The sequence below is a fragment of the Thermobifida fusca YX genome (assembly GCF_000012405.1).
Taxonomy (GTDB): Bacteria; Actinomycetota; Actinomycetes; order Streptosporangiales; family Streptosporangiaceae; genus Thermobifida; species Thermobifida fusca.
The window spans coordinates 3308008-3322610 of the sequence record NC_007333.1 but is presented as its reverse complement, the minus strand read 5'-3'; the positions used below and the strand labels follow the sequence as shown (position 1 = coordinate 3322610).

The following is a 14603-nucleotide window of genomic DNA, read 5'->3' as shown; positions in this document are numbered from 1 at the left end:
TTTCTGTTCTGGGAGTGTGATCCTCGTCCTATTGCACGGGGAAGGGAAGGCTTTCCATATGCCATTAACGAGGGGCTATTAATATGCCTATCCGCCCCCCTTGAGATATCTATTGGCACGGCGGGGGAGCGGGTGCTTATCGTCTGGTGGGCGTAGGACCGCGGAAGTCCGTTGAGGACGAGGAAAGGGAAAGAGATGCCGAACCTTCCGAAGCGTGTGCTGCTCGCGCTCACCAGCCACGGCAGCCTCGGCGACACCGGAAAGCCCACCGGCTACTACGTTCCGGAAGCCGCGCACCCCTGGGAGGTCTTCCGCAAGGCGGGCTACGAAGTCTCCTTCGTCTCCGTCAAGGGCGGGCAGCCCCCGGCGACCGGATACAACGCCGAAGACGAGGTCCAGAGGGAGTTCCTCGAGGACCCCGAGGTGAAGAAGGCGCTGGCCGACACGCCGACCGCCGACTCCCTCAACCCGGCCGACTACGCGGCGGTGTACTTCGTCGGCGGCCACGGCACCATGTGGGACTTCCCCGACGCGGCCGACCTGGCTGCTCTGGCTCGGGACATCTACGAGGCCGGCGGCGTCGTCGCGGCGGTGTGCCACGGCCCGGCCGGTCTCGTCAACCTCAAACTGTCGGACGGCCGCTACCTGGTCGAGGGCAAGGAGTTCGCCTCCTTCACCAATGAGGAGGAGGACGCGGTCAACCTGTCGGGTGTGGTGCCGTTCCTGCTCCAGAGCAAGCTGGAGGAGCGCGGCGGCATCCACGTGAAGAAGCCGAAGTTCGAATCGTGCGTTGTGGTCAGCGAGCGCCTGGTCACCGGGCAGAACCCGGCTTCGGCCTCCGGTGTGGCCGAGGAGACCGTCAAGCTGCTGGCTGACTGACGAGCAGGCGGGTGGCGCTGAGGGGACGCCACCCGCCCGGAACCACCCTTCTCACCAGCTCCTGGCTTCGGTCAGGAGCTTTTGATGTACGAGCGCAATGCGCTGCTGGGCGAGCGACCCTGCCCGGACCACCAGGTAGATGGTGTTGATCGGGGAGAGCTCGGGCTGGTGCAGGACGGTCAGCTCGCCCTGTTCCAGAGCATTGGCGGCAAGGTAGCGGGGGAGGACTGTGATTCCCGCCCCGGCAACAACAGTCGCCAAGACGCCGCGCAGGTCCGGCACGACGACCGCTGCCCGCATGGGCGGGCGGCGTCCGAACACGGTCAGCCAGTAGCGGCGGATGATCGGCAGCTCCTCGGCGTAGGCGACGACGGGCACGCTGTCCAGTGCTTTTCCGGCATCCGCCGCGACGTCGGCAGGGAGCCGGTCCTTCCAGTCGGGGTGGGCGACGAGCAGGAACTCCTCGTCCATCAGGGGGGTGCTGGAGATACCGCGGCGTCGAGGCGGGGCAGTCGACACGACGAGGTCGTGGCGGCCCGCGAGCAGCCCGTCGAGGAGTTCGTCCGGCATGCCGGTCACCGTCCGCAACTGAAGCCCTTCCGCCACCAGCTCGGCGAGAGCAGGGAGGACGCGCACGGTAAGCAGTTCGGTAGGGCCGCCGATATGCAGGGGCTGTTCGAAGGGGACCCGCTGGAACACTTCGGTTTCGATCACTGCTTCCAGGGCGTCCAGGTGCGGGGCCAGGCGCCGGGCAAGCTGGTCGGCGGGACCGGTAGGCCGGACCCCGTCGGGTCTGCGGATGAAGAGCTGCCGGCCGAGTTCCTTCTCAAGGGTGCGGATCTGCGCGGTCACTGTCGGCTGGGACATCCCCAGGTGGGAGGCTGCCCTGGTGAGTGACCCCGCTCGGTGGACGGCCAAGAACGTTCTGAGGAGCTCGAGGTTCACGTTTCCTCCGTGGCCGGATCCGGCCTTTTATTTTTCTATTTCAGGGAACCGTTCGGAAGGCCAGTGCGTCGTTTTATGAACGTAGTCGAGAGCGGGGGATATTTGTGCAGGTAGAAATTTGGTTGTGAAATATCACGGTCGCCTTTCAGGCCTTCTTGCTCCGGGTCTATCGACGGTGACTACGCAGGGTGATTGTCTATATATAACACTATATTTGCGATTTGTCGACTTTTGCTGTGTAATGAACAGTGTTCCGCTGGCGATGGCGTATACCGCAGTGCGGTGAGGAGTGGGGGAGAAGCGGAACCTGCCACGGAAATAAACGCTGGCCTGCTGTGATAAGGAGGGGGTTTGAACGGCAGCAGCCAGAGAGCAGCAAGAGTCCGTCATCCATCCGACAAGCTGGTAGAACACGTCTGCGAAACGGCCTTCTCCCCGTTCCGGAGAAGACGGCAGCGTGAATGGGGGGAAGTGTATGTCAAAGGCCTTCTCACTACTGCGGGAAGGAAATCCATACGCAGTATCGCCAGCAGCGCGGGGATGTCTTCCGCAGAGCAGAATCTGCACCATTTCATTACCAATTCGACGTGGGACTGGAAAGAGGTAAGAAGAGAACTCGCCCGGTACGCGGATAATGCGGTAGCACCTGTCGCATGGGTCGTCGACCCGCTCGTCATCCAGAAGGCAGGCGAACATTCCGTCGGAGTCCGGAGGACATTCGTCCCCGGATTGGGAAAAACCGTGCAACGCCAATATGTCCTCGGGGTCTGGATCGCTTCCGAGAAAGCAAGCGTGCCCGTGGAATGGCATATGGTCCTGCCCGACAAGTGGACCAGCAGCGAATCCCGCCGCAAAGTCGGCACACCCGGCAAAGCCTGCCCGTCGCGCAGCGACTGCCTGCGGGAAGCGATCGAAGAACTCTCCCGGTGGGGGCTGCGGCAGCGTCCCGTGGTCATGGACGCCCGGGAAGTCGACCCGCTGCCGCTCATCGGGAAACTCGCCGCCAGCTCCGTCCCCTTCCTGCTGCGCATCAGGGAAGACACCCGGCTCGCCGACCTCGAATCCGGACGGTTGATGGCCGCCGCGCAGCTCGCTGAACTGCACAAGGGGGCGAGCCGGCCACTGCTCCCCGCCGGATCCGGTGCCCCCAGGACCCCGGTGTGCGGGCTGGGCCTGCGTGTCGGGGCCGCCGGACCCGTGCGCACCGGACCGCTCCTCATGGCGGCGCAGTGGACCGCCGACCCCCGGGCAGCCACGATGATCTGGCTGACCAACATGGTTGACACGCCCATCCCCATGCTCCTGGGACTCGGCAGGGCCCTCCACTGGGTCCGCGCTGACAGGGAAACGTGCAGCCGGGTCGGCATGCGCGACTTCGAAGGACGTTCCTTCCCCGGATGGCACCGCCACATGACCCTGGTCTCTGTGGCGCACACCATCGCCGTGCTCACCCGTACCGGGCAGCAGCGCCAGCAGTGGACCCGGCGCACGGAGGCCCGCCTCGGGCAACTGGTGCACTAAACGCGGCTGCCCAAGCCGGACAGGACGACACCAGCGGGACCGGGGACGCGCAGGTCAACGCCTGACCGCGGACCCGGACCCGTTACCCCCGCCCTTCGACCCGCCGCCCTGCACCCGGCCACCCGTGCAGCGGGGAGACCTTGCCTCCAGGGCAAGATCACTCTGTCCAAAGTGCGAGACGCCTGGACGGGATGCTGAGACAGCGGTTAACCTCGTGAGCATGGTTGAGCTGGTCTCGCGCCGACACATCGACTACGCCCGTGTGAGCAGCATGCTCTGTCGCGGCATGCGCTGCATGTTCTGATCAACCGACGCTCTTCTCCCGCACTGCGTCTGCCATACCGGCGTGCTGCCAACCATTCCACCCTTCCCACCGACCGATCCTGGCTGGGGTCAGCCGTTTCCAGTGCCTGTTTCCCGTTGTGGCACTGCGTCCTGACAGGAGCATCATGACCGCTGAAGACACCACGCCTGAATCCACCGCGGCCGACAAGTGGTCGTTCGAAACCAAGCAGATCCACGCCGGAGCGGCCCCCGATCCGGCCACCAACGCACGGGCCACCCCCATCTACCAGACCACGTCGTACGTCTTCCGGGACACGCAGCACGGGGCCGACCTGTTCTCGCTCGCAGAGCCGGGCAACATCTACACGCGGATCATGAACCCCACCCAGGACGTGCTGGAAAAGCGGGTCGCGGCTCTGGAAGGCGGGGTCGCCGCGGTCGCGTTCGCGTCCGGGTCAGCTGCCATCACCGCTGCCGTCCTCAACCTGGCGGGTGCGGGTGACCACATCGTGTCCAGCCCGTCCCTGTACGGCGGCACCTACAACCTGTTCCGCTACACCCTGCCCAAGCTCGGCATCGAGGTCACCTTCATCAAAGACCAGGACGACCTCGACGAGTGGCGTGCCGCGGCCCGCGACAACACCAAGCTGTTCTTCGCGGAAACCCTGCCCAACCCGGCGAACAACGTGCTCGACGTGCGCGCGGTGGCGGACGTCGCCCACGAGGTCGGTGTGCCGCTCATGGTCGACAACACCGTGCCCACCCCCTACCTGCAGCGGCCCATCGACCACGGCGCGGACATCGTGGTGCACTCGGCCACCAAGTTCCTCGGCGGCCACGGCACCACGATCGCGGGCATCGTGGTGGACGCCGGCACCTTCGACTTCGGCGCCCACGGCGACCGGTTCCCCGGCTTCGTCGAACCCGACCCCAGCTACCATGGCCTGAAGTACTGGGAGGCGCTGGGACCGGGTGCCTACGCTGCCAAGCTGCGGGTGCAACTGCTCCGCGACACGGGCGCGGCCATCTCGCCGTTCAACAGCTTCCTGATCCTCCAGGGGATCGAAACGCTGTCGCTGCGCATGGAACGGCACGTCGCCAACGCCCAGGCGCTCGCCGAGTGGCTGGAATCCCGCGACGAGGTGGCGAAGGTCTACTACCCGGGCCTGCCTTCCAGCCCCTACTACGAGGCTGCAAAGAAGTACCTGCCCAAGGGGGCGGGTGCGATCGTCTCCTTTGAGCTGCACGGCGGTATCGAGGCCGGACGCGCCTTCGTGGACGGCACCGAACTGTTCAGCCAGCTCGTCAACATCGGTGACGTGCGCAGCCTCATCGTCCACCCGGCCAGCACCACGCACAGCCAGCTCACCCCCGAAGAGCAGCTCGCCAGCGGGGTCACTCCCGGCCTCGTGCGGCTGTCCGTGGGCTTGGAACACGTTGACGACCTTCGCGCAGACTTGGAGGCCGGGCTGCGCGCAGCCAAGGCATACCAGTGAGTCACGACACCACCCCTCCCCTTCCCGCGACCGGCGCGTGGCGGGAAGGGGACCCTCCGGGCGACCGGCGCTGGGTCGAACTGTCCGAACCTCTGCCGCTGGAGACCGGGGGTGAACTTCCCGGGGTCCGCCTGGCCTACGAGACGTGGGGCAGTCTCAACGAGGACCGCTCCAACGCGGTCCTCGTGCTGCACGCCCTCACCGGCGACAGCCACGTCGTAGGCCCGGAAGGCCCCGGGCACCCCAGCCCAGGCTGGTGGGAAGGCATCATCGGCCCCGGGCTGGCACTCGACACCGACCGGTACTTCGTGGTCGCCCCCAACGTGCTGGGCGGCTGCCAAGGCAGCACCGGGCCGTCGTCGACCGCGCCCGACGGCAGGCCGTGGGGGTCCCGGTTCCCGAGGATCACCATCCGCGACACGGTGCGCGCCGAGTTCGCCCTGCTGCGCGAATTCGGCATCCACTCGTGGGCCGCGGTCCTCGGCGGGTCCATGGGCGGGATGCGTGCCCTCGAATGGGCGGCCACCTACCCGGAGCGGGTGCGTCGCCTCCTGCTGCTGGCCAGCCCTGCGGCCAGCTCCGCACAGCAGATCGCCTGGGCCGCCCCCCAGTTGCACGCCATCCGGTCTGATCCGTACTGGCACGGTGGCGACTACTACGACCGTCCCGGTCCGGGACCGGTCACCGGCATGGGGATCGCCCGCCGTATCGCGCACATCACCTACCGGGGTGCCACCGAGTTCGACGAACGGTTCGGCCGCAACCCCCAAGACGGGGAAGACCCGATGGCCGGGGGCCGGTTCGCTGTCGAGTCGTACCTGGACCACCACGCGGTCAAACTCGCCCGCCGGTTCGACGCGGGCAGCTACGTCGTGCTCACCCAAGCCATGAACACCCACGACGTGGGTCGGGGCCGCGGCGGGGTGGCGCAGGCGCTGCGCCGGGTCACCGCCCGCACCATGGTGGCCGGGGTGAGCAGCGACTTCCTGTACCCCCTCGCCCAGCAGCAGGAGCTCGCCGACGGTATTCCCGGGGCCGACGAAGTCCGCGTCATCGAATCAGCCTCGGGCCACGACGGGTTCCTCACCGAGATCAACCAAGTGTCGGTCCTCATCAAAGAACTGCTGGCGCAGTAAGCGGCTCGGCCGTGCCGCCGTACCCGGACCACAAGCAGACGGGGAAAGGCGGCACGGTCACCCTGGGGCCTGGGACGGCCGGACCACCTTGTGGATCGTGTCCGCGGCCAGCAGCGCAGGCACCACGCACACCACCCCCGGCCAGACGAAGCCGGGCGGCACCGTGCTCCCCAGCCATCCGGCCAGCGGGGGTGCGGTGAAGAACAGCCACAGCAGGAGAAGCTGTGCGCCGAGCCCGCGGGGCAGCGGGTCGCTGCGCCACGGCACCGCATCAAACGGCCGGGTCTCACTGCGGCACGCCAAAGCAGCCGCGACCTGACCCAGCACGATGGTGGCGAACGCCGCCCCGGAAGCCTGGGCGAGCAGCAGCGGCGCAGGCGACTGCCCCCACTGCCAGCCGTTGACCCACAGCACCACGCCAAACGTGAACAGTGCCGTGACCGCCTCCACCGGGCCCAGCACGCCGCCCACCCGGACAGCGAGCCGCCGGTCCACCAAGAACTCCCCGTCCGGCGGCGGATCACGCAGGGCACGCCACCCGCGCGGCCCCACCCCCAACGCCAGAGCGGGAAGCAGGTCCACGCCCACCCCGATCGCGAGCACCTGGCCGAGCGTCAACGCGGGCGGCACCGCGCCCCCGGTCACCGCCCAGACCAGGAAAGGGGTAGCCATCGCCACCACCCCCGTCAACCGGTAGGTGAGGGCCCGGCGCAGCGTGACGCGGATCGCGCGGCCCGCACCCAGCGCGGCCGCCACCGTGGCGATGCCGCTGTCGAGCAGCACAAGGTCGGCGGAGTCCCGCGCCGTGTCCGCCCCCGCATACCCCGGGGCTATGCCCACGTCGGCGCGGCGCAGCGCCGCATCGTCGGCGGCCCCGCCCGCCGTGGTCGCCACCGTGTACCCGCGGTGCTGGAGAGCGACTGTCACCCGCCGCCGGTCCTCGGGCGTGACCCGGCTGACGACAGCCCCGTCGCTGTCCAACAGCTCCCCGATCTCCCGCAGGTCGTCAGGAAGCTCCGCGCCGTGGAGGACCGGGGCGCCCGGCCTAGCCAGCCCGGTGGCGCGGGCCACGGCCAGCGCGGTGCGCGGATCCTCCCCGGTCACCAGCGCCAGCCGGATGCCTAACCTGCGGCAGCGGGTCACCGCGGTGCGCGCGTCCGACCGCGGCGGGTCCGCCAACCCGATCAGCCCCAGCAGGGTGAGGTCGCGTTCCGCGTCCTCGGCCTGCTCCGGCGGGGCGGCAAGGTCGCGGCGCGCGACCGCCAGCACGCGCAGCCCGCGGTCCGCCATCGCAGCGGAAGCGTCCGCGGCGCCCGCCACAGCCCGGCAGCGCGGCAGCACCGCGTCGGGAGCGCCTTTGACGTGCACGGATCCTTTCGCGAACGCGGAAGCCCGCCTGCGGTGGGGGTCGAAAGGATAGCGGCGCTCCACCGCGGCGAGCGAAACATCCACCCCGGCCCGGGCAGCCAGCACGTGACAGGCCGCTTCAACCGGATCCCCCACGGGCCGCCACTGGCCGTCAGTGAAGAAGTAGCCGTCACTGGAGCACAAGGCCGCGCTCAACGCCAGGTCGTGGGCGGCAGCCACCGCGGCCGCGTCCCCCACCAGCGCGCCCTCCGGGGCATAACCGGTACCGGTGACCTGCACGGTGCCTTCCGGAGTCCACACTTCCACGGCCACAGGCTCGCCCCGGGTGAGGACCCCGGCCGCGGGAATGCACAGGAACGTGACCGTGCCCAACTGCTGCACAGCCGCGGAATGCCGGACGAGGGCGTGCGCGTCAGCCATCCGCTGCGCCGCCCACGCCAGACACAAGTGGACGATGGACCGCAGTCCCAGCGGTACCAGCGCCACTGCCAGGCCGACCGCGGGCAGAAACCCTTCCGCGGGCGGAACTCCCACCAGCAGGGTGAGCAGGAACACGACGAGAGCGGTCCCGGTGGCGGCTGCCGCGGCGGCCGCCGTCAGGTCGCGCAGGTTCTCCACCAGCGGCCCGGACGGGCGGCGGGCGTGCCGCAGCAGCGGAGAGTCCTGGCCGAGCCGCGTCCACATGCCGGTGGTGACCACTACCCCTTCGGCTTCCCCCGCGGCCACGTGCGTGCCGGCGAACACGGTGGTGCCTTCGTCGCAGCGCAGCATTTCCCGCATCCCGGTCACCCCGACCTCCACCACTACGAAGTCGTGGACTTCCGTAAGGCGGATGTCCGCGGGCACCCGGTCGCCGGCGCGCAGCAGCACCACATCGTTGACGACGAGCTCGTCAGCGTTGACTCGGGCCTGCCGTCCGTCACGGATGACGCGCACGGCGGCGGGCGCGCGGCGGCGAAGCCGCTGCCCGATCCGGTCGGACCAGTAGTCCAACACGAAACCGACCAGGCCGCTCACCACGATCACGGTGACCACAGCCCAGGCCGCTTCCGGCAGGCCGCCGATGAAGGCAAGCGCCGCGGCAGCCCACAGCAGCAGCGCGAAAGAGTGGGTGAACGAGCTCGCCAACAGCAGGAAAGGCAGGGTGCGCTGCGGCGGAGGCACGAGGTTGCGGCCGTCGTGGCCGAGCCGCCGGGCAGCGTCGGGGCCGGTGAGGCCGCTGCGGACGGGAACCGGCCGCCCTTGCAGGGGGTCAGCCTGCGGCTCGCGTGTCATCACCATCGCGGTGCCTGCCCGCCGGGCCGCCGAGTCGGGGACCGTGTCCCAGCAGTGTCATCCCAGACCTCCCTGCCGACCACACTCCAGGGTGCTGCCCGCGGTGGGCCGCGGGAGGGTCCTACTACCCGGATCAACGGCAGCTATCCGGTTTTCTCCGCCCGTGCCGGGCAGGAAAAGCGTCGGACGCGCCGGTGCACCGGCAAGGAGAAGGGGGTGCGCACCTGCTGCCGCGGGAACCGCTCAGCCCTCCCGCGGCAGGCCCAGGCCAGCGGACACCGCCCTGCCGGGGCCGCTGGCCTGGGAGAAGATCACTCGTTGTCGCGGTGGATGGTCACCGACTCCAAGACCACGTCCTCGGTGGGACGGTCGTTGGCATCCGTCGGCACTTGGGAGATCGCCACGGCCACTTCGAGGCTCTCCTCGTCAGCGACCTCGCCGAAAATGGTGTGCATGCCGTCCAGCCACGGGGTCGGCACCGTGGTGATGAAGAACTGGGACCCGTTCGTGTTCGGGCCCGAGTTGGCCATGGCGAGCTTGCCGGGCTCGTCGAAGATCAGATCAGGGTGGATCTCGTCGTCGAAGGTGTAGCCGGGGCCGCCGCGGCCGGTGCCTTCCGGGTCGCCGCCTTGGATCATGAAGTCCTTGATGACCCGGTGGAAGATCGTGCCGTCGTAGAACCGGTCGTCCCCGGTCGTCGGGTTCGTGGCTTTGTCGCCCTCCGCCAGTCCCACAAAGTTCGCGACAGTCTCTGGGGCTTTGTCCGGGAACAGCACCACTTCGATGTCGCCGAGGCTGGTGTGCAGGGTCGCCCCCGTCACATCGGAAGCCGAATCCGTGCCAGAGTCAGAGTCGGACTGGCAGGCCGTGGCGGTTGCCAGCAGCACGCTGCTCAACACCAGTGCGGTCACGGTCGGGGTGAAACGCTTCATCGCGGCTGTGTCTCCGGGTGGGTAGGGTGGCTTGGAGGCACAGCGTAGCGGTACCGATGCACCGTGTGTGAACAAGGGCATCACAGGTACACATCGGACACCACGGGCCGACCCGGACCAGGTCGGTGTGCGGCCGTGCGCGGGGCACGTCCAGGCCCGGGCTGGCCCGCGCAGCCGCAGCAGGTCACCCTCCGTTCATCCGGATCACGGCGATAACCGCGGCGACCACGATGAGCGCTACCAGGACCGCGAATGCGATCTTGACCGCGCTGTATGGGCGGTCGCCTTGGACTTCCCCCGTGCAGCCGTTGATCAGCACCTGCCAGCTTTTGCCGTTGTACAGGTAGGAGCCGCTCCACACGGGGAGCAGTACCAGCTTGCCCGCCACGTTCGAATACTGGGTGTTCACCCAGTCGAGGCGCTGCTCGTCGCCGCCGATATCCCGCCGGCAGTCCTGCTCGATGACCTTGCGCATCTTGCCTTTCGCGATCTCCAGGCCCTGCTCGGGTTCCACGCTGTAGCGGACCGTGTGGTGGCCGGCCAGGAACTCTGCGGCATACGGGCGGGCCTGGGCGAGCGGCCACGGATCCAACGCGTCGAGGCGTTTCACCGGGACGCGGTCGGTGGCCACGACCAGCACGTCGTCGAATCTGCGGGACACGGTTCCCGACGCTGGATACCAGGCGGTGCGCCGTTCCCGGCGGCGTCGGCCTTCGCTGTCGGTCACCGTCACGTAGTAGTACTCGCCGCGCCGCCCCCGGTAGGCGGTGACCGTGTCCGCGTCGAACGTCCAATGCGGCAGGTAGGTGCTCTTCATCGTCTCCGCGTCCGCCACTTTTTTCAGCCCGTTGGGGGCGAACCAGCGGCTCTGCGTCCACTTGCGGAGCGCTTCCCGCGCCTGGGAGCGGTCCACCGTGAAAGGCACCACTGCTTCGGGGACGATCTGCGGATCCTCACTGGTGTCCACGACGAGCGGCGCGGAACAGAACTGGCAGTGGGAGGAGAGCGCATCGGACAGGGTGTGCGCCCCGCACCGGGAGCAGACGAGATGGTGGGGCGCCAGTTCAGCCGCGCGTTTGCGGGGCATGGCCACCAACTGCTCAAACGGGTACTCCTGCACGGGACGGGTCGGGGCGGTGATCTGCTGTGAGAAACCGCAGTAGGGGCAGACCAGGGTGAGCGTGCCGGGTGCGAACTCCAGGTGGGCGCCACACCCCGAGCAGGGCTGCGAGATCGGGGATGGCGAAGCAGGCGGCATAGGGGGCGGTGGTTGGGACATGGGAGAGCCTCACGGCAGTCAAACAGCGAAACAGCGAAGGTGAGGACGGGGCAGGGCCTCACCAGGGTGAAGTCCAGGCACGCCGCGCTACTGGGGCGGCAGCGGGGGAGGACCCTGCGGGGTGAAGAACGGGGCGAGTTCCGGAACCTGGCGGGCCGGGGTCCACTGCGCCATCCCGTTCTTCCACACGAGTGTGTCCGGGGTGAGGGTCCCGTTCGCGACGTGGCTGTGCAGGGCGGCCGTGGGGAACGGGCCTTGCTGCTGGCCGTTGACGGCGAGATACCACTGCTCCTGCGGCAGCGGGGGAGGCCCGGCCGGGGCCGCGGACTGCTGGGCGCCCGGCTGGAATGCGGCAGCCATCTGCTGGCCCATCGCCATTCCCATACCGATGCCCATGCCGCTGCCCATGGCGCCGTCCGGATTGTCCGCGGCGCGCTCCATCGCGGTAGCGGCCTGGAACTTGGTGTACTGGTCGAGGTTGCCCACGATCCCCATCTGGGCGCGCTTGTCGAGCGCGGCCTCCACCTCGGGCGGCAGGGAAATGTTCTCGATGATGAACCGGGGGATGGCCACCCCGATCGACGCGAATTCCGCGCTGAGCGCCTGGGCGAGCCGGTCTCCGAGCGCCTGCTGGTTCGCCGCCATGTCGAGCACCGACATCCCGGAGTTGGCGAGCGCAGGGGCGAGGTGGCTGACGATCCGCTGCCGCAAGTGTTCCGCGACTTCCTCGGTACGGAACTGCGGGTCGGTGCCCACCAGTTCCTGGAGGAGCAGCGGGGGGTCGACGACGCGGAGCGCGAACCCGCCGAACGCGCGCAGCCGCACCATGCCGAACTCGGGGTCGCGGACGATGATCGGGTTCTGGGTGCCCCACTTCAAGTCAGTGAACTGCCGCGTATTGAAGAAGTACACCTCGGCTTTGAACGGCGAGTTGAAGCCGTACTTCCACCCTTGGAGCGTGCTGAGCACGGGCAGGTTCTGCGTGGTGAGGGTGTAGGTGCCAGGGGCGAACACGTCCGCGATCCGCCCCTCGTTGACGAAGACAGCGAGCTGTCCTTCCCGGACGATGAGCTTGGCGCCCATCTTGATTTCGTTGTCGTGGCGGGGGAAACGCCAGGCGATCGTGTCGCGGCTGTCATCGAGCCACTCGATGATGTCGATGAACTCGCCGCGGATCATGTCGAACAGGCCCACGCTGCGTCCTTCCACGTAGAGGGCTCAATCCGGCTGGTCCGGCAACGGTACCAACCAGGGTTTTCACCGTTCTTAGGCGCTGTCAACGCGATAACGGTGCCATTGCGTTCCGTGACCGTACCCTGGCAGCGCGGGGTAGCGCAGCGGTGGGAAGGTACATATCGGCAGAAAGACACAGGCGCCGCGGTGGACCGCGGTGGACGGCGCGCAGGTTGCGTCCGCATCGAGTGCGGACGCAACAGGAGAGGAACGAGTGGTGCGGCGAAAAACGGTGGTGACCGTTCTGCGGCGGATTCTCCTCGGTGTGCTCACCGCCCAACTGGCGGTGGCTGCCGTGCTTGTCGCCATCGACACCTGGCGCAAACGGGTCCGCCCGTACCGCGCAGTGTTCCCCCGCACCAAACCCCTCACCGTGTCGGTGGGCGAGACCGAGGTCACTATCTACACCTACGGGGAGGACCTCTACCGGGACATGCTGGCGGCGATCCGGTCCGCGCAGCACCGCATCCTGTTCGAGTCCTACATCCTCAAAGGGGACCGGGTCGGCGCCGAGTTCAAACAGGCGCTTATCGACGCGGCCGCACGGGGCGTGGAGGTTTTCGTCATCTACGACGGGTTCGCCAACCTGGTGGTGCCCCGGCGGTTCTTCGATTTCCCGCCGACGGTGAACGTCATCCGCTATCCCGCGTTCCGTCCCGGGGTGCTCCTGCTCGACGTGCGCAAGTCGGGGCGCGACCACCGCAAGATCCTCACCGTGGACAGCCGGGTGGGTTTCATCGGCGGATACAACGTGGGGGAGCTGTACGCCACCGAGTGGCGGGACACCCACCTGCGCCTGGTCGGCCCGGCCGTGTGGGAGTTGGAGAACGCCTTCTCCGATTTTTGGAACGCCAACCGGAAGGACAGCCAGCCGCAGTTGGCGGACGTCGGCACCGACCATTGGAATCCGCGGATCCGCGCCCACCGCAACGTGCCGGAGGTGCTCATCTACCCGGTGCGGGCCATGTACTTGGAGGCCATCGACCGGGCCAAGGAGCGGATTCTCATCACCCAGGCGTATTTCATCCCCGACCGGGAGATCCTGGGGGCGCTCATTGCCGCGGCCCGCCGCGGGGTGGAAGTGAACATCCTGGTGCCGGAACGCTCCAACCACGTCATCGCGGACTGGCTGTCGCGCGGCTGTTATACCCCGCTGCTGAAAGGCGGGGTCCGGTTGTGGCTGTACCGGGATGCCATGATGCACGCCAAGACCGCCACGATCGACGGCCGGTGGAGCACGGTCGGTACCGCGAACGTCGACCGGTTGAGTCTCACCGGCAACTACGAGATCAACGTGGAGATCATCGACGACAAGGTTGCAGCCGGTTTGGAGCAGGTGTTCGCCAACGACCTCACCAACGCGCGTCTGCTCACCTTGGAGGAGTGGCAGCGGCGCCCGCTGCTCGCCAAGGCCGCCGAGGCGCTCCTGGCGCCGTGGCGGCCCCTCCTCTAGTCCGCAACTCGCCCGTGTGCCAGGCACGGCATGGTTCCAGAACCCGCCTCACCAGGGAGATCTGCTAGCGTGTGACCAAAAGTACTAAAACGGTCATAAGGTCACGGGGATGGGAACGGAACGCGCAACACGCATCCTGGACGCGGCAGCTGAACTGATCGCCCGCTACGGCTACGCCAAAACCAGCGTCAGCGACATCGCGCAGCGGGCAGGAATCGCGAAAGGCGCCATATACCAGGAGTTCCCCAGCAAAGAAGCGGTCGTTGCCGCGCTCGTGGAACGCCAAGTCCACCAGTTGACCGCAACCGTCGCCCGCGCCGTGCGCGACGACCCTGACGGGGCGCGGCTTTCCGTGATCTACCGGCACGCGCTCCGCGCCCTCGCCGCGGACCCGCTGATGCGCGCGTTCTACACCGCCGACAGCCAGATCCTCGGCGACATCGTGCGGCGGCGCGGCCCCGAACGCTACGGCCCCCGCCAGCGCCTGGTCGTGGACTTCGTCTCCCGGATGCAAGACGCCGGACTCATCCGAGCCGACCTGGACGCGGCCGCAGTCGCCCACGTGCTCGGCATCATCTCCCTCGGCCTCATCACCATCGAATCGACGGTCGGCTCCGCTGTCTCCCCGCCCCTCGAGAAAACCCTGGACGCGCTCAGCACCCTCCTCGCGGAAGGGTTCGAAGCCGGACCTGACGCCGACCGCGCCGCCGGGCAGCGCGCCTTCGACACCTTCCTCGCCGACCTGGCCGCCACCGCACGTCCGGGCACCCCGCAGTGACCGCCGAGCGGGAAAGGAGGACA

Annotated in this window: 11 protein-coding genes; 6 read left to right on the top strand and 5 right to left on the bottom strand. The window is 68.1% G+C overall.

The annotated features are described in order from the left end of the window. The first annotated feature begins 195 nt into the window (after positions 1-195). A complete protein-coding gene (locus tag TFU_RS14055; protein WP_011293249.1) occupies positions 196-879 on the top strand; it encodes a type 1 glutamine amidotransferase domain-containing protein in 684 nt (227 codons plus the stop codon). A gap of 51 nt (positions 880-930) precedes the next feature. Here TFU_RS14055 and TFU_RS14050 read toward each other — a convergent pair whose 3' ends face one another. Continuing rightward, complete coding sequence (locus tag TFU_RS14050; RefSeq protein ID WP_011293248.1) at positions 931-1824, bottom strand: LysR family transcriptional regulator; 894 nt, start codon at positions 1822-1824, stop codon at positions 931-933. Between the two features lie 351 nt (positions 1825-2175). Here TFU_RS14050 and TFU_RS14045 point away from each other — a divergent pair, with 351 nt between their 5' ends. From TFU_RS14045 to TFU_RS14035, 3 genes are all read left to right on the top strand, one after another. Next, a complete protein-coding gene (locus TFU_RS14045) occupies positions 2176-3345 on the top strand; it encodes an IS701 family transposase (RefSeq protein ID WP_152436269.1) in 1170 nt (389 codons plus the stop codon). Between the two features lie 449 nt (positions 3346-3794). After that, on the top strand, positions 3795-5126 hold the full coding sequence (locus tag TFU_RS14040) for a bifunctional o-acetylhomoserine/o-acetylserine sulfhydrylase (protein ID WP_011293246.1): 1332 nt from the start codon (positions 3795-3797) through the stop codon (positions 5124-5126). Next, positions 5123-6262 (top strand): homoserine O-acetyltransferase MetX, encoded by a 1140-nt coding sequence (locus tag TFU_RS14035; RefSeq protein WP_011293245.1) that lies wholly within the window; start codon positions 5123-5125, stop codon positions 6260-6262. Before TFU_RS14040 ends, TFU_RS14035 begins: the two co-directional genes overlap by 4 nt. Positions 6263-6319: 57 nt before the next feature. Here the strand turns inward: TFU_RS14035 and TFU_RS14030 are convergent, their stop codons facing one another. From TFU_RS14030 to TFU_RS14015, 4 genes are all read right to left on the bottom strand, one after another. After that, positions 6320-8911: a cation-translocating P-type ATPase gene (locus TFU_RS14030; RefSeq protein WP_011293244.1), complete on the bottom strand. Its 2592-nt coding sequence runs from the start codon at positions 8909-8911 to the stop codon at positions 6320-6322. 305 nt (positions 8912-9216) lie between these two features. After that, positions 9217-9837 carry a peptidylprolyl isomerase gene (locus TFU_RS14025; protein WP_011293243.1) on the bottom strand — a complete coding sequence of 207 codons (621 nt, stop codon included), beginning with the start codon at positions 9835-9837 and terminating at the stop codon, positions 9217-9219. A gap of 184 nt (positions 9838-10021) precedes the next feature. After that, positions 10022-11116, bottom strand: a complete 1095-nt coding sequence (locus TFU_RS14020) for a hypothetical protein (protein WP_011293242.1) — start codon at positions 11114-11116, stop codon at positions 10022-10024. An 87-nt stretch (positions 11117-11203) separates the two neighbouring features. Beyond that, positions 11204-12310, bottom strand: a complete 1107-nt coding sequence (locus TFU_RS14015; RefSeq protein ID WP_016189323.1) for an SPFH domain-containing protein — start codon at positions 12308-12310, stop codon at positions 11204-11206. A gap of 253 nt (positions 12311-12563) precedes the next feature. On the opposite strand from TFU_RS14015, the gene TFU_RS14010 reads away from it, so the two are divergent. Together TFU_RS14010 and TFU_RS14005 are read left to right on the top strand one after the other, a co-directional pair. Then, a complete protein-coding gene (locus TFU_RS14010; protein WP_011293240.1) occupies positions 12564-13802 on the top strand; it encodes a phospholipase D-like domain-containing protein in 1239 nt (412 codons plus the stop codon). A gap of 109 nt (positions 13803-13911) precedes the next feature. Next, positions 13912-14580, top strand: a complete 669-nt coding sequence (locus TFU_RS14005) for a TetR/AcrR family transcriptional regulator (protein WP_011293239.1) — start codon at positions 13912-13914, stop codon at positions 14578-14580. The last annotated feature ends 23 nt before the right edge of the window (positions 14581-14603 follow it).